Source organism: Stenotrophomonas sp. (assembly GCF_032103445.1).
Lineage (GTDB): Bacteria > Pseudomonadota > Gammaproteobacteria > Xanthomonadales > Xanthomonadaceae > Stenotrophomonas.
In genome coordinates, this window is the sequence record NZ_DAMDFR010000037.1 from 19194 (window position 1) to 41540 (window position 22347).

General features: G+C 64.4%; 17 protein-coding genes. 7 read left to right on the forward strand and 10 right to left on the reverse strand.

Annotated elements, in window-relative coordinates:
• Positions 1–114: 114 nt before the first annotated feature.
• Positions 115–1317 carry an amino acid aminotransferase gene (locus RT551_RS13785; RefSeq protein WP_282298093.1) on the reverse strand — a complete coding sequence of 401 codons (1203 nt, stop codon included), beginning with the start codon at positions 1315–1317 and terminating at the stop codon, positions 115–117.
• Positions 1318–1491: 174 nt separating this feature from the next.
• On the opposite strand from RT551_RS13785, the gene RT551_RS13790 reads away from it, so the two are divergent.
• Positions 1492–3621 (forward strand): TonB-dependent receptor, encoded by a 2130-nt coding sequence (locus tag RT551_RS13790; RefSeq protein ID WP_313459643.1) that lies wholly within the window; start codon positions 1492–1494, stop codon positions 3619–3621.
• A 50-nt stretch (positions 3622–3671) separates the two neighbouring features.
• Here RT551_RS13790 and RT551_RS13795 read toward each other — a convergent pair whose 3' ends face one another.
• Entirely contained in the window at positions 3672–3965 is a 294-nt protein-coding gene (locus RT551_RS13795) for a hypothetical protein (protein WP_313459690.1), read from the reverse strand.
• 146 nt (positions 3966–4111) lie between these two features.
• Between RT551_RS13795 and RT551_RS13800 the strand changes: the two genes are divergently transcribed.
• The gene (locus RT551_RS13800) at positions 4112–4510 is read left to right on the forward strand and encodes a hypothetical protein (RefSeq protein ID WP_313459644.1); all 399 of its coding nucleotides are present in this window, start codon (positions 4112–4114) and stop codon (positions 4508–4510) included.
• A 5-nt stretch (positions 4511–4515) separates the two neighbouring features.
• On the opposite strand, the gene RT551_RS13805 is transcribed toward RT551_RS13800, so the two are convergent.
• The 4 genes from RT551_RS13805 to RT551_RS13820 form a co-directional block, all read right to left on the reverse strand.
• On the reverse strand, positions 4516–4902 hold the full coding sequence (locus tag RT551_RS13805) for a hypothetical protein (RefSeq protein ID WP_313459646.1): 387 nt from the start codon (positions 4900–4902) through the stop codon (positions 4516–4518).
• A gap of 68 nt (positions 4903–4970) precedes the next feature.
• Complete coding sequence (adhP, locus tag RT551_RS13810; RefSeq protein ID WP_313459649.1) at positions 4971–5999, reverse strand: alcohol dehydrogenase AdhP; 1029 nt, start codon at positions 5997–5999, stop codon at positions 4971–4973.
• Positions 6000–6169: 170 nt separating this feature from the next.
• Entirely contained in the window at positions 6170–6808 is a 639-nt protein-coding gene (gene eda, locus RT551_RS13815; RefSeq protein ID WP_313459652.1) for a bifunctional 4-hydroxy-2-oxoglutarate aldolase/2-dehydro-3-deoxy-phosphogluconate aldolase, read from the reverse strand.
• On the reverse strand, positions 6795–7817 hold the full coding sequence (locus RT551_RS13820) for a sugar kinase (RefSeq protein ID WP_313459687.1): 1023 nt from the start codon (positions 7815–7817) through the stop codon (positions 6795–6797). The genes eda and RT551_RS13820 overlap by 14 nt, the downstream gene beginning before the upstream one ends.
• 265 nt (positions 7818–8082) lie before the next feature.
• Here RT551_RS13820 and RT551_RS13825 point away from each other — a divergent pair, with 265 nt between their 5' ends.
• A complete protein-coding gene (locus RT551_RS13825; protein ID WP_313459654.1) occupies positions 8083–10842 on the forward strand; it encodes a TonB-dependent receptor in 2760 nt (919 codons plus the stop codon).
• A gap of 181 nt (positions 10843–11023) precedes the next feature.
• Positions 11024–14824: a LamG-like jellyroll fold domain-containing protein gene (locus tag RT551_RS13830; RefSeq protein WP_313459657.1), complete on the forward strand. Its 3801-nt coding sequence runs from the start codon at positions 11024–11026 to the stop codon at positions 14822–14824.
• A gap of 134 nt (positions 14825–14958) precedes the next feature.
• Here the strand turns inward: RT551_RS13830 and RT551_RS13835 are convergent, their stop codons facing one another.
• The gene (locus RT551_RS13835; RefSeq protein WP_313459661.1) at positions 14959–15798 is read right to left on the reverse strand and encodes a PhzF family phenazine biosynthesis protein; all 840 of its coding nucleotides are present in this window, start codon (positions 15796–15798) and stop codon (positions 14959–14961) included.
• A 384-nt stretch (positions 15799–16182) separates the two neighbouring features.
• Between RT551_RS13835 and RT551_RS13840 the strand changes: the two genes are divergently transcribed.
• Positions 16183–17763, forward strand: a complete 1581-nt coding sequence (locus RT551_RS13840) for an MASE1 domain-containing protein (RefSeq protein WP_313459664.1) — start codon at positions 16183–16185, stop codon at positions 17761–17763.
• Between the two features lie 60 nt (positions 17764–17823).
• Here the strand turns inward: RT551_RS13840 and RT551_RS13845 are convergent, their stop codons facing one another.
• Positions 17824–18264, reverse strand: a complete 441-nt coding sequence (locus RT551_RS13845; RefSeq protein WP_313459667.1) for a hypothetical protein — start codon at positions 18262–18264, stop codon at positions 17824–17826.
• Between the two features lie 390 nt (positions 18265–18654).
• Here RT551_RS13845 and RT551_RS13850 point away from each other — a divergent pair, with 390 nt between their 5' ends.
• Together RT551_RS13850 and cml are read left to right on the forward strand one after the other, a co-directional pair.
• Positions 18655–19161, forward strand: coding sequence for a hypothetical protein (locus RT551_RS13850; protein WP_313459670.1), 507 nt, complete (start codon positions 18655–18657; stop codon positions 19159–19161).
• 20 nt (positions 19162–19181) lie between these two features.
• Entirely contained in the window at positions 19182–20378 is a 1197-nt protein-coding gene (gene cml, locus RT551_RS13855) for a CmlA/FloR family chloramphenicol efflux MFS transporter (RefSeq protein ID WP_313459673.1), read from the forward strand.
• A 61-nt stretch (positions 20379–20439) separates the two neighbouring features.
• Here the strand turns inward: cml and RT551_RS13860 are convergent, their stop codons facing one another.
• Together RT551_RS13860 and RT551_RS13865 are read right to left on the reverse strand one after the other, a co-directional pair.
• Positions 20440–21579, reverse strand: a complete 1140-nt coding sequence (locus tag RT551_RS13860) for an acyltransferase (protein ID WP_313459676.1) — start codon at positions 21577–21579, stop codon at positions 20440–20442.
• Positions 21580–22152, reverse strand: coding sequence for a hypothetical protein (locus RT551_RS13865; protein WP_313459679.1), 573 nt, complete (start codon positions 22150–22152; stop codon positions 21580–21582). It lies immediately after the preceding gene.
• Positions 22153–22347: the final 195 nt, after the last annotated feature.

The following is a 22347-nucleotide window of genomic DNA, read 5'->3' on the forward strand; positions in this document are numbered from 1 at the left end:
TATAGGGAAAGCGTCTGCGCGGCCTTTGCGCTGGAAGGCGCTTAAGACAACGGCCGCACAGGGCGGCCGTTGTTGTTTGTCACCCGACCAACGGTCGGGTGCTACCGTGGTCGATCAGCCCTTGGCGACCGTTGCCACAGCCTTGGCCACATACTCCAGGTTGCCCTGGTTCAGCGCGGCCACGCAGATGCGGCCGGTGCCGACGGCGTAGATGCCGAACTCGTCACGCAGGCGGTCCACCTGCGGGCGGGTCAGGCCGGAGTACGAGAACATGCCGGCCTGGTCGTTGATGAAGGCGAACTCCGGTGCACCGGCGGCGACCAGGTTCTGCACCAGGCCATGACGCAGGGCGTGGATGCGCTCGCGCATCTCGGTCAGTTCCTGCTCCCACATCTGGCGCAGCTCGGGGCTGGTCAGCACACCGGCCACCAACGCCGCGCCGTGGTTCGACGGGCTGGAGTAGATGGTGCGGATGATGCGCTTCACCTGCGACTGCACAGCCTTGGCGGCGGTTGCGTCTGGAGCCACCACCGACAGCGCACCCACGCGCTCGCCATACAGCGAGAACGACTTGGAGTACGAGTTGGCGACCACGAAGCTGTCGATGCCGGCTTCGGCGATGATGCGCACGGCGGCGCCGTCTTCGAAGATGCCCTTGTCGAAGCCCTGGTAGGCCATGTCGATGAACGGGAACAGCTGGCGGTCCTTCAGCAGCTGCGCGACCTGCTTCCACTGCTCGACGGTGAGGTCGGCACCGGTCGGGTTGTGGCAGCACGCGTGCAGCAGCACCACGGTGCCCGGCTGCAGCTTTTCCAGGTCGGCCAGCATGCCGGCGAAGTCCACGCCGTGGGTGGCGGCGTCGAAGTAGGTGTATTCCACCACTTCAAAGCCAGCGGCACCGAACACGGCGCGGTGGTTTTCCCAGCTGGGGTTGCTGATGGCGATGGTGGAATGCGGAAGCAGCTTGTGCAGCAGGTCCGCGCCCACGCGCAGCGCACCGCTGCCGCCGATGGTCTGCGAGGTGGCCACGCGGCCGGCGGCCAGCAGCGGCGAATCTTTGCCGAACACCAGTTCGCGGGTGGCCTGGGTGTAGGCCGGCAGCCCGTCGATCGGCAGGTAGCCGCGCGGTTTGGCCTCGTTGGCCAGCTGCTGTTCAATCTGCTTTACGGCGCGCAGCAGCGGAATGCGGCCGCTCTCGTCGTAATAGATGCCCACGCCCAGGTTGACCTTGGTCGAACGGCTGTCGGCGTTGTATGCCTCGGTCAGGCCCAGGATCGGGTCGCCCGGGACCAGTTCCACGTTTGCAAAGAAGGACACGGCGGTACTCATTCGAAATGACGGATGGGGGAGGTTTCGCGCTCGGTGTTACGGCAGCATGGGCCGAAACAGCGCCATCGTAACAAAGCCGTGGCATGGGCGCGGCGGCTCTCGTCACCTTCCATGCCGTACGCTGACAGACGGCCTTCCCCCCACCGGAGACCCTGCCCCCGCATGCGTCGCTTTATCCCCCTGTTGCGCCATTCATCGTTCATCGTCGCCGGCGCGTTGCCGGCCACCGCCCTGGCCCAGGCCACCGAGGCCCCCGGCATCGAGCGCCTGCCGACCGTGCAGGTCCAGGCCGCGCGCGGCCAACGGGTGGCCGACGTGGACCTGCCGGCGTCGATCAGCACCGTGCAGCTGGATGACGAGGTCATCGGCACCCTGGCCCAGGTCAGCGAAGCGCTGAACGGCGTGCCGGGCCTGCTGGCGCGTGACCGCCAGAACCTGGCCCAGGACACCCAGCTCTCCATCCGTGGCTTCGGCGCACGCTCCACCTTCGGGGTGCGCGGGGTGCGGGTGCTGGTGGATGGGGTACCGGCGACCATGCCGGACGGCCAGGGCCAGCTGTCCCACGCCAGCCTGCTGTCGGCACAGCGCATCGAGGTGCTGCGCGGGCCGTTTTCGGCGCTGTACGGCAACTCTTCCGGTGGCGTAGTGCAGGTGTGGAGCGCCGACGGCGCGGCGGGCGACCCGTGGCGGGCGCGCGTGGCCGCCGGCAGCGACGCCACCCTGAGCGCCGGCGCGCAGCTGCGCGGACAGCAGGGACCGCTGCGCTACAACCTTGCCGCCAACCACTTTGAAACCGCCGGCTGGCGCGAGCACAGCCGGGCGAGGCGCGAATCCTTCAACGGCCGGCTGGGCGTGGATGTAGGCGGCGGCCAGTTGGATCTGGTGCTGAACTATCTCGATGCCCCGGACGCACAGGACCCGCTGGGCCTGACCCGCGCGCAGGTCAACGACAACCCGCGTCAGGCCACGGCGGTGGCCACCCAGTACAACACCCGCAAATCGGTGCGCCAGGGCCAGGCCGGCCTGGTCTTCACCCGCACCGAGGGCGCGCAGACCTGGCGGGCGATGGGCTATGCCGGTCAGCGCCAGGTGGAGCAGTACCTCGCCATTCCGCCGGGCCCGCAGGCCAATCCGCTGCATGCCGGCGGGGTGATCGATCTGGACGGCGGTTACGGCGGGCTGGACCTGCGCTGGGCCTGGCAGGGCGACTGGCTGGGCCGGCCGCTGGAAGCGGTGATCGGAGCCAATGCCGACCAGCAGACGCAGGATCGCCGAGGTTACGAGAATTTCGTAGGCAGCGATCTGGGCGTCCGAGGGGCACTGCGCCGCGACCAGCGCGACCGCGTGCGGAATGTGGACCAGTTCGCCCAGGTCAACTGGCAATGGGCCCCGCGCTGGTCGGCGCTGCTGGGTCTGCGCCACAGCACGGTGCGCTTCCGCTCCAACGATGATTACATCACCGCGCGCAACCCCGACGACAGCGGCTCTCGCGACTACAGCGCGACCACGCCGGTGGGCGGCGTGGTGTTCCATGCCAGCGACGCCTGGCGGGTGTACGCCTCGGCTGGGCGCGGCTTTGAAACGCCTACTTTCAACGAACTGGGCTACCGCAACGACGGCGGTGCCGGGCTGGCGTTGAACCTCGACCCGGCACGCAGCCGCAATCTGGAGCTGGGCACCAAATGGCGCGGGGCCGGTGGCGCGGCCTTCGAGGCGGCGGTGTTCCGCGCCGACACCGACGACGAACTGGCCGTGGCCAGCAACACCAATGGCCGCAGCACCTACCGCAACATCGGCCGCACGCGTCGCCAGGGTGTGGAGGCCAGCCTGCAGCAACCGCTGGCCGCGCAGCTGGACCTGACTCTGGCGTACACGTACATCGAGGCCACCGTGCGCGAGCCGTACGCCACCTGCGCCAACAGCGGCTGCGCGGTGCCGGACACCGTGGTGGCGGCCGGTTCGCGCCTGCCGGGGGTGCCGAAGCAGCAGGCGTTCGCGCGGCTGGATTTCCGCCGCGGGGAGTGGCAGTGGGCCGGGGAGGTGGTGGCGTCCAGCGATACCGTGGTGAATGACCGGGCCAGTGATACGGCGGCTGGGTACGCGTTGTTGAACCTGGAGGCGGCGCGGAACGTCCGGCTGACCCAGGGGACGCTGAGGGCGTTTGCGCGGGTGGATAACGTGCTGGACCAGCGCTATGTGGGGTCGGTGATCGTGAACGACGGGAATCAGCGGTATTTCGAGCCGGGGCCGGATCGGCGGTACAGCGTAGGGTTGCAGTGGTCGTGGTTGTGACCCACAGGTCGGCGCACGACCAACGGTCGTGCGCTACCGCGTGGTCCGGGTCATTTCGGAACCTTGGCCGGCACGAACGGTGAGGTGGGATCGCTAGCCGGGAAGGTCTCCTCCAGCGCCTCATCCTGGTTGTCGTTGGCCTTGTCCTGTTGCTCCTTGTGCCCGGGGTCGTCGCGCTGTTCGTCAGGCTCCCCATGAACCGCATCCACGCCGGTGCGCAGATGCTCGGGCGTGTGCGAGGGCGACATGCCGGCACCGCGGTCTTCCTCGTCGTAGAGGTCGTGCTTGCCGCGCTGTTCACCGGGAACCGGCGGATGGGCTTCGCGCAAAGGATCGCGTGGCATGGGCGTGGCTCCGCTGAGGGGGCTCCCACTACACGCCTGTAGCAGTGAAGCAGTCGCGAATAGAAGTGCTCTGAACGGATCTGTCACAGCTGGCTAACGGCCACAGGATTATTCCTGCCCACCCTGCCTGCTGCCGGAGACGTGTCATGCCCCGCCCCGACCGCCGCATCGCGCCCGCCGTGTTCAACGCCTATCGGCTGCCCGAACCGACCCGGCGCAACCGCCGCCAGACGCGCGCTGAAGAACCCCAGGCGGTGGCACAGGACTATGTGCAGTACATGCGCAGCGACTTCGAGCGCCGCCGCAGTGCCTCACGCCGGCGCTGGGAAGATCTGTACCCAGCCTACGCCTTCGCCCTGACCACCCACCGCGCCGACTGGCCGCGTGGCGACGACGGCGACACCGACGGCGAACTGGCCGAGCAGTGGGAACAGATGCGTGGTGCCTCGCGGCTGGGCTGGCCGCAGGCACGGGCGGTGGTGGAAGACGCCTGGCTGGCGCTGGACCACATGCCGCCCACGGCGGTGCACGGCCTGCTGCAGTAAGCGCCTCAGCGCTTCGGGCGGAACTTCGCGCCGAACCAGATGCCCAGCCCCTGCACCGGCAGGGAGGCCAGCAGCACGGCCACGAACCAGAACGGGAAGTCATTGCCCAGGTCCCAGGCGGCAAACGCCGAGGCCCCGACGATCATCGCCCACACGATGCCGCCGTGCAGCCACGGCCAGGTGGGCGCGTAGCGGCTGGCGAACGCGCAGGCGGCAAAGCCGCCCAGAATCGTCCAGCCCAGGTCCCAGGCCAAGCGACCCTCGCCCTGCCCCAGGCCGACCCAGGGCGCGACCCAGCCGCCCGCGCCGCTGACCATGCCCAGCACGAACAGCGCCACCACTACGCACAGCACGGACAGGGCCAGGGTTTTCAGGGGAGACAGAGCGGGCATGTGCAGTCTGCGGCAGCGGGATCCTCCCCATTATCGCCGCTCGCGCCCGCACCCACCCGCCCTGCCGTTCAGAGGCGCATGTCCAGCACCACGCGGCCTTCGATCTTGCCGGCGTGCATGCGCGCGAAGATGTCGTTGATGTTCTCCAGCGAATCACTGGTGACGGTGGCGGCGACCTTGCCCTGCTCGGCGAACTCCAGCGACTCCTGCAGGTCCAGGCGGGTGCCGACGATCGAGCCGCGCACGGTGATGCCGTTGAGCACCATGCCGAAGATATCCAGCGGGAACTGGCCCGGCGGCAGGCCGTTGAGCGACACCGTGCCGCCACGCCGCACCATGCCGAGCGCCTGCTCGAATGCCTTCGGCGACACTGCGGTGACCAACGCGCCATGCGCGCCGCCGATCTCCTTCTTCAGGAACGCGGCCGGGTCGGTGTTGCGCGCGTTGACCGTCACGGTGGCACCGAGGCGCTGTGCCAGCGCCAGCTTGTCATCGTCGATATCCACCGCCGCCACGTTCAGCCCCATCGCCTTGGCGTACTGCACGGCCATATGGCCGAGACCGCCGACACCGGAAATCACCACCCATTCGCCGGGCTTGGTATCGGTGACCTTCAGGCCCTTGTAGACGGTGACGCCGGCGCACAGGATCGGGGCCACTTCGATGAAGCCGATGCCCTTGGGCAGCAGGCCGACGTAGTCCGCGTTGGCCAGTGCGTACTCGGCGAAGCCACCGTTCACCGAGTAACCGCTGTTCTGCTGGGCCTCGCACAGCGTTTCCCAGCCACCCAGGCAGTGCTCGCAGTGACCGCAGGCCGAGTACAGCCACGGAATGCCGACGCGGTCGCCCTCCTTGATGTGGGTCACGCCCTGGCCGACGGCGACCACGTGGCCAACGCCTTCATGGCCGGGAATGAACGGCGGGTTCGGCTTCACCGGCCAGTCGCCTTCGGCGGCGTGCAGGTCGGTGTGGCAGACACCGCAGGCCTCGATCTTGACCAGGATGTCGCCCGGACCGGGGCGCGGCACGGTGACCTCTTCAATCACCAGGGGCTTGCCGAATTCGCGGACCACCGCCGCCTTCATCGTCTTGTTCATGGCTGCAACTCCACAGGGGGGAGTTACAGCCTGCGCCGCACCGCGTTATACCGCTTTGATCCCGATCAACCCGTAGAGCCACGCCCTGCGTGGCTGCTTTTGGTTCCGGGGTCATGAACGCCTGCGCCGCGCGTTGCGCGGTTGCCACGCATGGCGTGGCACTACGGGAATCAACCGACTAGAGCGGCCGATTCCCGGGCCAACGCTTCAATCCCCGCCCAATCACGCGCCTGCAGCAGTGCCCGCGTGGTCAACCACGAACCGCCCACGCACAACACGTTCGGCAGATGCAGGAAATCGCGCGCGGTCTGCGCGCTGATCCCGCCGGTGGGGCAGAAACGCACATCGCCGAACGGCCCGTTCCAGGCGCTCAGCATGCCCACGCCACCGGCCTGCACCGCCGGGAAGAATTTGAACGTATCCAAACCCTGCTCCAGGCCCTGCATCAGCTCCGACGAGGTGGCCACGCCCGGCAGGAACGGCAGGTCGGTATCGCGCGCAGCCGCGTAAAGACGGTCGGTCGCACCCGGCGACACCGCGAAGCGACCGCCGACCTTCTTCACCTGTTCCATCTGCGCGGCGGTCAACACCGTGCCTGCGCCGACCACGGCATCCGGCACCGCTTCCACCATCGCCTTGATCGCATCCATCGCCGCCGGCGTGCGCAGGGTGACTTCAATCACCGGCAGCCCGCCGTTGAACAGTGCCTGCGCCACGGCTACTGCGTCGTCCACGTTTTCCGGGGTGAACACCGGAATCACCGGGGCCAGTTTCAACACTGCGCGTACGCGCGGATCAGCGCCGGACATCAAATCGCTCCTCGCCCGTCAGGGCCATCACGTCAGCTTCGCTGACCAGGTTGAAGTCGCCCGGGATCGAGTGCTTGAGAATGGCCGCAGCCAGACCGAAGCGCACAATGGCCTGCGGGTCGAAGTCGCGCATCATGCCATGCAGGATGCCGGCGGCGAAGGCATCGCCACCGCCAATGCGGTCGACAATGCCGACCATCTCGCGCGCGGCCGCCACTGCCCGGGTGCCGTCGCGACCGATCAGCATCGCGCCCAGCGAGTGGTGGTCCACGCTGTGCGGCGTGCGCTGCGTGCAGGCCATCCACTGCAGGCGCGGGAACGCGGCAAACGCCTGCGCTGCAGCGGCGTCCACGCGTTCGCCGATATCAGCCTGCGGGAACTCGCCACCGAGCACCACGCCGATGTCGCGGTAATCGGCAAAGGCCACGTGCGCGCAGGCGAAAAGCTCGCGCAGGATGCGCGGTGCGTCGCCTTCCCAGCGCGCCCACAGCGATGGGCGGAAGTTGCCGTCGAACGACACCTTTACCCCGCGCGCGCAGGCCGCCTGCGCGGCGGCCAGGGTGGCCTCGGCCATCGCCGGATTCAACGCCGGGCTGACCCCGGAAAGGTGCAGCCATTCCACGCCGTCCAGCAGCGTGTTCCAGTCGTAGTCGGCCGCGCTGCCCAGCGAGAACGCCGAGTCCACGCGGTCGTACACCACTTCGCTGGCACGCTGCACCGCACCGGTGGTGAGGAAGTACAGGCCCATGCGACCGGGGCGGGTCTGCACGTGGGTGGTGTCCACGCGGTGGCGGCGCAGTTCGCCGGCCACGAACTGGCCCAGCGGGTTGGCCGGCAGCGTGCTGACCATGGAAACGTCGTGGCCGAACTGGGCCAGCGACACGCCCACGTTGGCCTCGGCCCCACCGGGGTGTACCGTCAGCTGCGCCGTCTGCAGCAGCAGTTCACGGCCGGGGGCGCTCATGCGCAGCAGCAACTCTCCAAAACAGACAACACGACTCATGGCGATGGATCCCTTGTTGTGGAACTGACCGGGCGACAGCGCCAAGACAGTTTGGCTAGCGGTGTCATTCTAGCGGGCCGGGCCGCCCCGTCTACCCGGGGGCAAAGTCGGAACCATTGTCCCGCAAGCGTCTGCGGGACATTGCAAATCTGTTGCGGTGCAAGATGCCCTGTCCTCCACGTGCTGTTAACGTCCGCCCTGACCAGCGGTGTCATTGCACTGACACGTCGCCGGATTGCTGTTTCATGTAGCACCTTGGGAGAGGGAAAACATGCAATACCGAATCAATCAGAAAAAGACACCGGTTACCTTGCTCGCACTTTCGATCGGCCTGGCGCTCGGTGGCACCGCGCTGGCCCAGGAGCAGACCGGCACCGCCGCCACGGAACTGGACACCGTCACCGTCACCGGCTACCGCGCCAGCGTGGAGAAGGCGCTGGACATCAAGCGCAGTGAGTCCGGTGTGGTCGACGCCATCGTCGCCGAAGACATCGGCAAGTTCCCCGATCTGAACCTGGCCGAGTCGCTGCAGCGCGTGCCCGGCGTGGTCATCACCCGTGAAGCCGGCGAAGGCCGCAACATCTCCGTGCGCGGCCTGGGCCCGGACTTCACCCGCGTGCGCATCAACGGCATGGAAGCGCTCACCACCGTGGGTGCCGGCGACCAGAGCGGCGGCACCAACCGCGGTCGCGGCTTCGATTTCAACGTGTTCGCCTCGGACCTGTTCTCGCAGCTGATCGTGCGCAAGACCGCCTCGGCCGACGTGGAAGAAGGCTCGCTGGGTGCCACCGTGGACCTGCGTACCGCCCGCCCGTTCGACTATGACGGCTTCACCTTCGCCGCCAGCGGCCAGGCCAGCTACAACGCCATGGCCGAGAAGGCCGATCCGCGCGTGGCCGCCCTGATCTCCAACACCTGGGCCGATGACACCTTCGGCGCGCTGCTGTCGGTGGCCTACTCCGAGCGCCAGGCGCTGGAAGAAGGCTCCAACACCGGCCGCTGGGCCAATGGCCCCAGCAACGGCAACTTCAGCGCCAGCTCGCCGTTCACCGCCGCGCGCAGTGCCGACGTCTATCACCCGCGCTTCCCGCGCTACGTGCAGATGGAACACGAGCAGAAGCGCCTGGGCGTCACCGGCACCCTGCAGTGGAAGCCGACCGACGCCACCGAGATCTCGCTGGACGCGCTGTACTCGAAGATCGACGCCGAGCGCGACGAGAACTACATCGAAGCCATCTCCTTCAGCCGCGGCACCAGCACCACGCCGCGCCTGGTGGGCAAGCCGGCCACCATCGTCAAGAACGGCGTGATCGAGAACAATTCGCTGGTCTACGGTGAATTCGACAACGTCGACATCCGCACCGAAAACCGCCACGACGAGTGGAGCACCGAATTCAAGCAGATCGCCTTGAACGGCCAGCACCGCTTCGGCGACGACTTCACCTTGTCCGGCAAGGTCGGCATCTCGCGCTCCAAGCACGAGAACCCGATCCAGACCACGATCATCATGGACAAGTATGACGTCGACAATTACAGCTACGACTATCGCGGCAACAACCGCTTCCCGATCCTGAACTACGGCATCAACCCGACCGACCCGGCCGGTTGGGAGCTGGCGGAAATCCGTCTGCGTCCGCAGTACGTGGACAACGACTTCGACACCGGCCAGATCGACTTCAACTGGAACATCAGCCCCGGCTTCCGCCTGAAGGGCGGCATCCTGGCCAAGGACTACACCTTCGAAACCACCGAGCTGCGCCGCGCCAGCGAACTGGCCGTGCCGAACTTCGCCAACGGCACCAAGATCGTGCCGGTCGACATGACCCAGCCGGCCAGCCTGAAGGGCATCAACGGCAACCCGGACCAGTGGGTGGTGCCGAATCTGGATGCGATTGCCGACTACTTCGACATCTACAGCAACAGCGGCACCTTCGCCGTCGCCCCGCGCGCCAACAACGTGCGCAGCGTGGAAGAGAAGGACCGCGGCGGCTACCTGATGGGCGAGTTCTCGACCGATCTGGGCAGCATCCCGTTCTCGGGTAACTTCGGTGTCCGCTACGTCAAGACCAAGCAGAGCTCCACTGGTCTGTCGACGCTGTCCACCACCACGGTCTCCACCACCGTGGAGCGTGAGTACGACGACACCCTGCCGTCGTTCAACCTGGTGGCGGAAATCACCCCGGACTTCCTGATCCGCCTCGGCGCAGCCAAGGTGATGAGCCGCCCGGGCCTGGGCAGCCTGACCCCGGGGTCGACCGTGGCCGTGGCCGGTGGTGCACGCACCATCTCCACCGGTAACCCGAACCTGGATCCGATCCGCGCCACCAATGTGGACCTGGGCTTCGAGTGGTACTTCGCCGAAGGCGCGATGGCCGGCGTCGGTCTGTTCTACAAGGACATCGACACCTTCATCCAGACCACCCGCGAAACCCGCCCCTTCAGCGACAGCGGCCTGCCGGCCGAACTGCTGATCGGCACCGGTGCCACCCCGGACAGCGACTTCACCTACACCAAGCCGGTCAACACCCCGGGTGGCGAGCTGAAGGGCGTGGAAGTGAACTACACCCAGCCGTTCACCTTCCTGCCGGGCAACTGGTCGAACCTGGGCGTGCAGTTGAACTACACCTGGGTGGATTCGCAGATCCAGTACATCAACTCCACCGGCCAGCCGGTGCTGAAGGCCGACCTCACCGGTCTGTCGCGCAACTCGTGGAACGCCACCCTGTTCTATGAAGGCAAGGTGTGGTCGGGCCGTGTTTCGGCCACCAACCGCGACGATTACCTGACCCAGGTCACCGGTACCGAAAACGGCTTCAACCTGGACGGCTACCACGGCATGACCGGGACCACCTTCATCGACGCGTCGATCCGCTATGCGATCACCGACAAGCTGGAGCTGAGCCTGGAAGGCATGAACCTGACCAACGAGGCTTCGGACGAGTGGGTGTACTCGCCGGCCACCGGTGAGCTGCCGCTGCAGTACACCGAAACCGGGCGTCAGTACATGCTCGGCGTGCGCTACAAGTTCTGACCGCACGAAGGCAGCGGCGTGGGCAACCACGCCGCTGTTGCGGCGCAAGATGCCGCCCCGTTTTCCCTTTGCTAGTTTCTGACGGCCCTGCGCTGACACCGCGGCCGTGGCCGACCGCACCGTTCTGCTGACGAGGATGGCGTGTTGCGCCGTACGTTCTCGCTGTGGAAAGGAAGGTCACATGCTGCAACGCTCCGCATTGTCCGCCAGCCTGCTGGCTCTGCTGCTCACCAGCGCCGGGACTGCCGCCGCGCAGAACACGCCGCAGCTGCTGTTCCATGTCTCGGCCGAACACGGCCTTGAGGCCGACGCCGCACAGGGCGATGCGATTCCCAATTTTGTCGACAAGGTCACCACCGTGGCCGACGGCGCGCACGGTCGTGCCATCCAGTGGGCCGATGATGGTGTGCTGTCGTGGAATGCGCCGGGCAACATCCAGGCCCAGCGCGGCACCCTCGGTTTCTACTGGCGACCCCGCTATGCCGTCGGCGAAGCGCCGTTCGTGATCTTCCGCGTCGGCTACGCCGACCACAGCAGCTGGGACATGGCCTGGCTGCGCATCGACTGGAACGGCCACGGCTTCGATGCCTTCGTGACCGACGCCAACCTGGCCCGTACCCGTGTTTCGTTCAAGCTGGACGCCCTGCCCGCCGCTGACCGCTGGCAGCACATTGCATTTGGCTGGGACGAAGACCACGGTGTGCGGCTGTATGTGGACGGCAAGGAAGTCGCGCGCGCTGAAACCACCGCCGACTACGATGCCGCGCTCGACCAGCTCGGCCTCGCCGGCCGTGTGATGGCCCCTTACCAGGTGCAGAGCCGCTACAACTTCCTGCGCGGCAGCGACTTCGACGAGATCCGCGTCTATGACCGCCTGCTGGATCCGGCCGGGACGGCCGCATTGGCTGCCAATCGTGCGCCGACCTCCGCAGTCGCCGTGGCTGATGCCCAGCGCGCCTGGAACCACCGTTTCGGCTGGGACCGGGCGCTGCCGCCGGTGCTGACTGCCCCAACCACTTCCATCCGCAAGGTCGAGTTCGCCGACACCAAGGACCACAAGCAGTGGATGTGGAAGGCCACCGATGGCATTGCCGAGACCACGTGGCCGGGTGTGTACAACCGCTCGCGCCTGCCCGGGCGCAATGATTACTTCCAGCTGCCGGACTGGAACACCTATGTCGAAGGTGGGCAGCAGCTCGACCTGACCCTGCCTGAGAATGAAACCGTGAACCGCGTGGAAGTGCGTGGTGCTGCGTTCGGTTCGCTTAGCCATTCCGTCGACGGCCAGCCGGCCACCGCCCTGCTGCAGCGCCCGCAGGGCGTGGTGCGCAGCGTGGATGACATTCCCGCGCAGCGCGGCGGCGTGCTGCACTTCCGCAATACCGAGCAGGAAACCCCGATCCAGGAGATCTGGGCGTACAACGTGAGTGACGCCGCCGAGCCGGAAGGCACGGTCAAGCAGCGCTACCTGATCGACAGCCAGGCCCTGCCCGATTACCTCAACATCACTGCCCTGCGCGAGTACATCGACGGCCGCCACCCCGCTGCCGAACGCAGCACGGTGATGGCGCTGCCGAAGGGGGCCGGTTCGCGTCGTCGCGCGGCCGACACCCTGCCGGCGCAGCCGCTGCCGATCGTGCACGTGCTGATTCCTTCCGGCGTGGGCGATGCCCCGGCCGCGCAGCCGCTGATCCGCAGCTGGGCGCACAGCTGGGAAAACATGTACGACGGTCTCGATGGCGTGGCCATCGATATTCCCGCGCTGAACCTGCCGGCGACGCGCGATGGTGTGATTCCGCTCAACATCCGGATCAAGGATCCGATCTGGCCGGCGCGCGACATGATCGATGTCAGCGTCTCGGTCAAACCCGGCGAGAAGCGCACGCTCTGGCTGGACCTGCGCGACCGCATCCTCACCGCCGACAGCCTGTGGCTGAGCGTGGCCTCCGGTGCGCCCGGCTTCAACGCGAGTTCGCTGGATGGTGCCGAGATCCGCCTGGTGTTCAAGGACCGCGCTGAAGCCAAGCGCGAACATACCGCCGACCGTTTCAACCAGGTGCGTGACAACTGGGGCTTCCTGGTCGAGGAACACACCACCTCCAAGCGCCAGCGCCTGTATGCACGCGTGTACGCCGACCTGAGCGACCTGCTGCGGGTGGACCCGGACCATGAGCTGGGCCGGTTGTACTGGAACTACATCAGCTACAACAGCCAGGGCAAACCGCCGTTCAAACAGCCCGAAGCGCCAAAGGGCGCGCCGTTGTGGGCGTTCCGTCAGACCGAAGACCTCAAGTATGTGCGGCGCTTCGTCGACTGGTGGATCGACAATCGGCAGATCGCCTACGGCGACTTCGGCGGCGGCATCTCTGACGACACCGACCTCACCCAGCAATGGCCCGGCCTGGCCCTGATGGGCGTGGAACCGGACCGTCTCAACGCTTCGCTCACCGCGCTGAGTGACGCGGTGTACCGCAATGGCATGTTCAGCAATGGGCTGAGCACCATCGAAACCGACGAGCTGCACAGCTACGAAGAAGGCATCAACGCCAACAGCGCGATGCTGTACCTCAACTGGGGCGACCCGTTGACCGTCGAGCGCCTGATGGAAACGGTGAAGGCCTTCAACGAGCGCATCATCCTGCCCAACCCGCAGGGCCACCTGTTGTTCTCCAGCAACTGGTTCGGCGGCAACAAGGTGTATCGCGAACCGAACTGGCAGTGGCAGAAGCCGTACTCCTTCCCCGCCCTGCACCCCGCCTTCCTGATGGGGCAGTACAACGCGGATCCCACCGGCCACAAACTGGTGGTGGGTCTGGCGGACGGTTACCTCGCTCACGCCTATACGGACGACAAAGGCCGCTGGGCGTTACCCAACGAGATCAACTGGGCGACCGGCAAGACGCGTGGTGGCGAGCTCAACAGCGGCTCCGGCGGCGGCGACACCATGCACACCTTCTGGGCCGCGTGGCGCTTCACCGGTGACGACAAGTATCTGAAGGCGCTGGACTACCGCGTGGCGCGTGGCGGCCCGGGTTCGTTGTCCAACCTGGGCGAGAACTTCGTGGAGGTGCTGGGGCGTGGCGCGGACTGGAATCCCGCGCTCATCGCGGAGGCGGATGCGGGCAAGACCGGCTTTGCCAGCGTGATGGCGTGGCAGGCCACCGGCGACAAGAAGTACCTGGAGGAACTGCACGCCGATGGCATCCAGGCCAAGGCCCAGCGCGAGTACATGAACACCGAGGGCCACTGGTGGTCTGACCGTGTGGAAGCCAACAGCGAGTTCCTGCAGCGTGCCCGCCTCGGCGGCATCGCCCTGCGTCGCAACCAGAGCTGGCCCGGCCACACCGTCAGCTGGCGCTTCACCCAGCCCGAGGCGGCAGAGCAGGTCGGGTTGTTGGTGCACGCACCGAACACCGAGCGCTTTACCGTCACCGCGCATAACCTGGGCAAGCGCGCGGCCGACGCCCAGATGACCACGTGGAATGTCACCGCCGGTACCTGGCGCGTGCGTAGCGGTGTGGACCGCGATGGTGATGGGGTGATCGACGGCAAGGCGAGCACGCAGGATGTGGTGCTGGAACGCAGTGCGTCGATGCCGCTGCGGTTTGCGCCGGGCCAGACCCAGGTGTTTGAGTTCGAGCTGGTGCAGGCGGGGACGCCGGTGGAGCTGCGGCCGGATCTCGGGGTCGGGCGCGGCGACGTGCGTGTGGACGGCAAGCAGGTGCACGTGACCGTGCACAGCCTGGGCCACGTGGGTACGCCGGTGGGTGTAGCCGTGCTGGAAGACCGGAACGGGCGGGAGATCGCGCGCACCGAGGTGCCGGCGATGGAAGCGCCGAGTGATCTGGTGCCGCGGACGACAACCGTCGGGCTGCCGCTACCGGCCGGAAGCCGCGAAGGGCTGCGGGTGCGCGTGATGCTGGACGGAGACGCACCCGAAGTCACCCGCCTCAACAACACCGTCGGTCTTCCAACCAACTAACCCCGACCGAAAAACCATACTCGTAGAGCCGGGCTTGCCCGGCTTCTTTCCGACATCGCGGTGGTTCAGCCGGGCAAGCCCGGCTCTGCGTTTCCTGCGTTGACGCGCCATGCGCGTCGTCGCGCATCACCGAATCAAAACCTCACACTCCCCTCAATACACGTAACGCATTCCCCACCCACCCAAAGATCCTCCCCCACCACCTCCACCCGCACCCGCCCGGCACGCCCCAACGCCGTCCCCTGGCTGATCACATACCGCTCCGGTGCCAACCCATCGCGCAGCAACCACCGCGCAATCCCGGCATTCAGACTCCCCGTCACCGGATCCTCCGGTGCAGCCTCCCCGGCAATGAACGCCCGCGACTCAAACTGCGACTCCACCCCATCAGCAGCGTCACACGCCGCAAACACCTCCACCATCAACCCTTCCAGCGCCGGATAATCCGGCTTGATCGCCAGCACCGCCTCGCGACTCCGCAACCGCAGCGCCAGCCACTTCGGCCCGTTTACCACCCACTGCGCGTCCACCACGTCCTCAGCGGCGACACCCAGCCCAGCACGCACGCGCTCGCGCACATCCGCCTCCAGCGGCTCCTCACGCAGCAGCGGCGGGGCGACGAAGGCCAGCCCTTCTGCGCCCTGGCGAATACGGACCAGCCCGATTGCACACTCCTGGATGATCTCCGCGCCCTGCGGAACCCCACCCTGCGCCAGCCAGGCGTAGCAGCTTCCCAGCGTGGGGTGGCCGGCAAACGGCAGTTCCCCCATCGTGGTGAAGATACGCACCCGGTAATCCGCACGCGGGTCGCTCGGCGGCAGCAGGAACGTGGTCTCGCTCAGGTTGGTCCAGTTGGCGAAGGCAGCCATGCGGGCGTCGCTGAGTTCAGCGGCGTCGTGGACCACGGCCAGCGGGTTGCCGAGCAGCGGATCGGTACTGAAGACGTTGACCTGACGGAAGGGGTGGACGCTCATATAGGAATCCGCATGTGGGAAAACGCATCATGCGCAGCAAACAGCCGTAGAGCCACCCCCTGGGTGGCTGCACTGGCCCTGACCGTAGCCGACCCGCCGCGCATCCCCGGCGAATCACGACACGCTCTCACTTCCGCCCGTCGTCGGAACAAGCACGCATCCACGCTGCTCCCTGGACACTGAAAACGCCCGCCCTCAGACCAAAGCGTCACCAGCGCTGACGCTCAACGTAACGCCAGAAAAAGCAACCATATACCGCAGATTCATCAGATTCTGAAAATGCATCTCAGCCGTTGAATCAGCAAATACCCACGACTACTGTCCGCGTCCCAAAAGCATCCGTGTCGAAGTGACCATAACCGACACGACCAAGCGGAGGTCTGCATGACGTGGTGGTGGGAAGGGAATCGATGGGAGAAGATAGCCAAAGGCATCGCAATCGCAATGCTGTACGCAGTCCTGAGCTGGTCGGCGCGGCAGATATCATTGGACCAGTTCTATCTGCCTGCAGGGATCCGAGTGGCAGCACTCCTGCTGCTTCCACGGCGTCTATGGGTCTACCTTCTGATCGGCGAGTACACCTACTTTGCCTACATGCGGATACCCATGATCGAAAAGTATGGGTTGACGTGGGTAGTCCTTGGCTCGATCACGCTCATGCCCTCAGTGGCCATGATCGTACACTGGCATCGCAGGAGGATGCGCACTGGCGGTGAAGCATGGGCCCTGTCTGCATGCGCCCTGTCCGCGATCACCGTGACCGCACTGAACGTATCTCTGGCGAACGTGCTTTGGCCGGTTCCGACGCCTGACGCGCCGCTGACGCAGATTCTGCAGTTCGTCGTCGGAGACTACGTGGGCATGCTCACGGTTGTACCGCTCGTGCTTCTCTGGAAGCGGCGGAGCGAGTCCAATATCGAAGTGTCCCGGTACACGCGCTCGTCGACGACCACAATTGCCGCAATGCTCCTGCTTGGAGTGGGATCGCTGGCGATCCCAAAGACCCAGGATCTGCTGATCTCACTCCTGCAGATATCAATGGCACTTCCCGCCATTGCATTGACTTGCATGCATGGGTGGAGGGGCGCCGCGATTGCCGTACCCATACTCAACCTGCTGATGGGCGTGACTTCTCCACCTTGGACATTTGACCAATCAGTCTTCGTCACGCAGCAGATCCTGGCGGTTGCCGGAACCGCTATGCTCTGCATGGGATCCAGCATCACCTACTACTATCACCAGCATAGGGCCGGTTCACGCAGGGAAAGATTGGCCATCGCACATGCCAAAACCGCACATGTCTCAGCCGAGATGGAGCTGAGGAGGCGGGTGATAAGCATGAAGAAGGTCGGAGATGGAATTGATCATTCCCTAAGCGAAATAGCGCACTGGTTGAATGAGAAGGGTCACCATGGGCTAGCCGATGATCTAATGCGAATCGCGGTTGCGAACTCTCGAGCATTCCGGGAGGAAACGAGCATGGTATATCCCACGGCACTTGAACACGTTGGGCTGTACTTGACCCTACAGATAAGCGGAATCGCCAATGAGTGGAGCAGAACTGAACGTGTGCTCCCTCCGCGATTGTCTGGGGACCCGTGCAAGCTGACGGTCGGCTTACAGTTGGCGGCTTATCGACTTCTGACCGAAGCCGTATCTCTGCTTCTGTCTGGTGAGAAGGGCAAGATCATTGTGAAGGCTCGCTGTGGGCGAATCTCAGGCTATCAGGGAATACTGGTGCTGGCGTCTGCTGCGGATGTAACCCAGCAACTAAGTCAGGTCACAACTGTCAGGTTGATGGCACGATTGACCGGAAGAACCCTTGCATATAGGGGGAGCATCAGTTGCAGGAATGGAAAGGTGCGAATCGTCCTGATGGAGCGGGCGACCACTCGCACATCAATCGAGCATGATCTCAACACCGACCCCTTCGCACACGATTTGGACGACACACGACTGATGTGAAAGAAGAAGCGACGCCGGGCTCGGCGTCGCTGATTCGCAGCCGCTACGCAATACTCATCGCTAGCGCCGATCGGAGGACTCGGTTAGTTGAACGTACCAGATGACCTGATCAGCACTTTCAAACCGCGAAACCGTGATCTCCTCATCGAAATAGACCACCGATACAATCGCATCTTGCGGGACGGACCGCGTCGCACTGGGGAGCGATATGCTTCCATCCAGATTGGCTGCTGGAACTGCCCATACTCCCCCTTCATCGATGCCTACGGTCAGCTTGACCTGGCCCGAGGCGTCGCTAATCTGGATACCAGCTGCTCCATGGTTGAGGAGGCTATGGACAGTCCAGTGGGCGTCCAGGCTTAGATCTGTACAGTCGTCGTATGCACTGAACTCGTAGGCTTGGCGCTCAATGCCGTGATTGTCGGTTCCTTTTTGGGCGAGCGCAGAGGGTGCGAAGGACGACAGTGCTGCGATTGCGCAGATGTGTTGAAGTTTTTTCAATCTAGTCTCCAAGATCGGGGAATCTGTGGCGAAGGTCGTCCCATGCTAGTAGAGGCGAGCCACCCAGGCATTGATGAAAATCTGAGATGGTCCGGTCGTCTATGCATGCGAGGTCGAACCGAATCCGGCACAGCTTGTGGAGAAGATATGATTCGCGCCAGGAAAAATTAAGAATCGTATGAGATGCAACTGCCATACGAAGTGCGAGGCTAATCGACCGCTGCCAACCCTTTACGAAGTTCCGTGACCAACAGAAGCCCGATGCTCGCCCTCGCAATAATGACTGTCGCCCTCCAACCGGCATGTTCCTCTCAGGACCCGCGAAGCCCAGCCGCTAGAGATGCACCAAGCGAGGCCCCGGCCGCGCAGGCCGGCGAGGAAAGCATCACCGTGCATCGCGCACAGCCGAAGGTGATGCGCGCCGTAACACCTCATTCACCCGTTCATGGTCCGTCACCTTCTGATTCGATGGAAAACGGCTACCTGAAAGCAGAAGTGAAGTACATCGGGCAGGGTGGCATCGAGGCCGATGAGGTAGAGCAGTTTTTGCAGTCGCGCGACGCATTCTCAAGCGCAGTGCAGGCCCTTGATGAGGGGGGAATCCGCAACCTGGAGGCGCAGGACACGACGCGACATGTCCGCACCGTCATGCTGCAGGCTTTGGGTGAGGACATGACGGTCCACAGCCTATCCTGCGGCCTGAGCATATGCATGGGTTCGGTGCAGAGGGGCTCCGCATTTGATGACACCTGGGCGCACCCCTTCCTGGATCATGGGGTGATCAAGGTCTACGGTTTTGTCGATGCGACAGATCGGACAGCAGGTCTTCACGAACGCCGGTTTCTGTTCTCTATGGACCCTGAGCTCCCAGGTATCATCGTGCCTCGCGCGCTGTAAGCGACTGTCGCGAGCAAGTCATGCAACAACCACAAGGACGTGTCTGGTCCCAAAGCGTCTCAGTAGCCCTGCTGCTGATGGCCCCGTTTGACTTCCTTGCGTCACTTGCAATGGATGTCTATCTCCCCGTGATCCCGCAGATGCCGGAGGCACTAGGCACATCAGCATTTGTGGTCCAGCTGACATTGAGCGCGTATTTGTTGATCCTGGGTCTCGGCCAGCTGGTATTCGGCCCATTGTCAGATCGGATCGGAAGAAGGCCCGTGGTCCTGGGCGGATCGGCCGCCTATGCAGTGGCATCGTTCTCGCTGGCCATGACCAGCGATGGCGAAGCGTTTCTCGCCCTGAGGGCGATCCAGGCTGTCGGCGCATCCGCAGCGCTCGTGGCGACCTTCGCCACGGTCAGGGACGTGTTCGGAGGGCGACCGGAGAGCGCGACAGTGTATGGGCTGCTGAGCTCAATGCTGGCGATTGTTCCAGCACTTGGTCCGATGCTCGGCGCATTGCTCTCCGATGTATGGGGTTGGAGGTCCATCTTCATCGCCTTGGGCGCGCTGGCAGCCGTAGCTTTCCTACATGCGCTTTTCAGATGGCATGAAACCTTGCCGGAGGTTGAAAGGACGAGCCGTTCCGGCTTCCGGTCGATGCTCTCAAGTGGATCGTTCTGGGTCTACACGCTCGGCTTCAGCTCTGCGATGGGCGCATTCTTCGTGTTCTTCTCGATCTCCCCGCGAGTGTTGATGGGCGTTGCTGGCTATTCGCAGATGGCATTCAGCTTGGCATTTGCAACTGTGGCGGTAGTGATGATCGTGGCAGCTCGGAGCTCGCGTAGGTGGGTGGTAGCCTGGGGTACGCGGCGATGCTTCGCCACGGGGACCGTCCTCATGGCATTGGGCGCGATGATCCTGGCGCTGTGCACTGACCAGGGCAAGCCGGGCTTCGTGGCGTTTATCATGCCAATGTGGATCATCGCCACTGGCATTGTGTTGGTGGTGTCAGTGTCTGCAAGCGGGGCCTTGGCATCCTTCGATGACAAGGCCGGGACGGCAGTTGCGCTGTATTACGCCATCCAGGGCGTGGTGGTTAGTGGCTTCGGGACATTGGCCACGGTGGTGTTTGGCGTAGGAACACCCTGGGCGTTGGTCGGGTTCTGCGGCGTGATGTGTGGCGTGAATGTGGCCGGGCTCTGGTGGTTGTCACGGCAACCCCGGACGTAGAGCCACGCCCTGCGTGGCTACGCCCCTCAATGCGCGCGAAGAGCGCCATTTCGTTCCGTGGTCATGCGTTACCGGGTGCTGCATCGCTGACGGCGGTCGTCTTTCGACCGACCCTACCTCGACGCCAGGCGCTGCGGTGGGCGAGGTTCAGTAGCGGCAGCTCAAAGCATCGGTGGATGACGTGTCCCGCGATGCAGGCAGACGCAGTCGCAACAAGCACAAACAGAAAGTGATGACCCCAGGACTGTCCCGGTATAACAGCCGCCCAGAGCCTGCCTACGGCCGAGATCACGAAGACGTGTGACAGATAGAGTGAGTACGAGGAGTTGCCCAGGGCGACAAGCACAGAAGGGGCACTCCTCTCACCTCGGGACTCGCGCATGACCCATCCAAGCACCAGAAGCACGCTGGCCGTCCCAAAGGTCGCGGTGCGGAGCCACGGGTCCGGTGCCGAGATTGATGCGTCGGCGAAGCCGACGGCACCGGTCAGGTAGAGCGCAATGCCGGCGACAATCATGGCGGAAGCCAGTTGTCGAGGAAGCTTTCGCCAATGCAGTCCGGCAAGCACGCCAACAATGAACTCGAACGTTAGCGGGCTGATGAGCAGTTGACGAAGAGGTGTCATCTCCTGGGACCCGTCGAGGTGCGCATAGGCAATGACGGCTGCCCAGCCGATCAGGCAGACGGTAAGCGCGCGTTCCGCAATGATGGCTATTGCGATTGCAAAGACAACGTAGAAGTAAGCCTCATGGATCAGCGTCCACCCGACGGCCAGTACAGGCAGCTGTGTATGCGGAATCAGCAGGTATGACTTGATGACGCTCTGATCAGGGTAGGAGCTGTTCACGATGGCTGGAAACGTCATCATCATGATGATGGTGAGTGTCGTAAACAGCCAGTACAGCGGCAGCACGCGCCATGCCCGCTTCATGAGGAACAAGCCTGCGGCGCGGAAACCAGAGAAGCGGCCTCTGCCCACATGAGCCATTACGAACCCCGAGATAACGAAGAACAGATCGACCCCGGCGTCTGCGTGGGCCGCTACAGTTCCCAGTAGTGCTTCGCCTGGAATGTACTTCGACTCGACGGCGCGAAGATGGAAGATCAGTACCGCGAGCGCAGCGATACCGCGAAGCACTTGCAGCGAGTCGAAGCGCGTGGAGGTGCCGGCCTGGAGGGCCGGCGATTTGCGATCCAACATTCAGAGGAAGACGTAGCCGAGGACGCTGTCAAGCGAAGACCGCGGGACGTTCTCGCACTTTGCATCGAAAGTGTCGAAGTGGCTGGTGCGACCCTTGAAGTTGTAGTAGCAACGGTACAGGGGCCGGGTATTCGGGAGCGGTACGCCGCTGATGTAGCCGATCATCCCGAACGAGCTGAGGAACTGGCCCTCGCATCCCGAATCCAGGGATGTAAAGAACGCATCCCTGATTCCGTTCAGCTGGCACGCGTAGAGCGGCCGTGAGTGCTCAAAGGGAGTCGAGGATATGAACCCCATGGATCCTTCTGTGCGCCAGCCCCACTCGTTCCAGAATTGAGGGAAGAAGTAGAGGGTGGCATGCCTTTCGCGCTTACCGTTGTAGTGGCGGAATATCTCGCGGAGGTTTACCCCGTTGGGGAGAGAAAGCGTGGAGAAGTCTGCCGACGTACGCGCATGTCCTTCATTTGCAGTGGGTTCCGCGGAGGGGACGCGTTCGGATGCAGAGGTTGAAGCGAGAGTGATGGTGCTGAATGCGATTGCAAAACAGGCTGACGCTATGCCTTTGTACTTCACAGATCTTCCTTGGTGGGCGAGTCATTTACCCGCTGGCGCATCCTAGGTGTGAAGGTGGGCGGTGGCGCTGAAGATTGTTGTAGTTTTCTAAAATCAGAGAAATCCGCGCAGAAGTCTCAGGAACTCTGACAGCATTTTCGGACGTAGAGCCACGCCCTTGAGGTGACCCCCAGAACTTGGACACCTGTCCAATTT

Excerpts from the sequence above, each read along its gene's own strand:
- RT551_RS13790 (WP_313459643.1), top strand. The coding sequence starts at position 1,492 with ATGCGTCGCTTTATCCCCCTGTTGCGCCATTCATCGTTCATCGTCGCC.
- RT551_RS13795 (WP_313459690.1), bottom strand. The coding sequence starts at position 3,965 with ATGCCACGCGATCCTTTGCGCGAAGCCCATCCGCCGGTTCCCGGTGAA.
- RT551_RS13800 (WP_313459644.1), top strand. The coding sequence starts at position 4,112 with ATGCCCCGCCCCGACCGCCGCATCGCGCCCGCCGTGTTCAACGCCTAT.
- RT551_RS13805 (WP_313459646.1), bottom strand. The coding sequence starts at position 4,902 with ATGCCCGCTCTGTCTCCCCTGAAAACCCTGGCCCTGTCCGTGCTGTGC.
- adhP (WP_313459649.1), bottom strand. The coding sequence starts at position 5,999 with ATGAACAAGACGATGAAGGCGGCGGTGGTCCGCGAATTCGGCAAGCCC.
- eda (WP_313459652.1), bottom strand. The coding sequence starts at position 6,808 with ATGTCCGGCGCTGATCCGCGCGTACGCGCAGTGTTGAAACTGGCCCCG.
- RT551_RS13825 (WP_313459654.1), top strand. The coding sequence starts at position 8,083 with ATGCAATACCGAATCAATCAGAAAAAGACACCGGTTACCTTGCTCGCA.
- RT551_RS13830 (WP_313459657.1), top strand. The coding sequence starts at position 11,024 with ATGCTGCAACGCTCCGCATTGTCCGCCAGCCTGCTGGCTCTGCTGCTC.
- RT551_RS13835 (WP_313459661.1), bottom strand. The coding sequence starts at position 15,798 with ATGAGCGTCCACCCCTTCCGTCAGGTCAACGTCTTCAGTACCGATCCG.
- RT551_RS13840 (WP_313459664.1), top strand. The coding sequence starts at position 16,183 with ATGACGTGGTGGTGGGAAGGGAATCGATGGGAGAAGATAGCCAAAGGC.
- cml (WP_313459673.1), top strand. The coding sequence starts at position 19,182 with ATGCAACAACCACAAGGACGTGTCTGGTCCCAAAGCGTCTCAGTAGCC.
- RT551_RS13860 (WP_313459676.1), bottom strand. The coding sequence starts at position 21,579 with ATGTTGGATCGCAAATCGCCGGCCCTCCAGGCCGGCACCTCCACGCGC.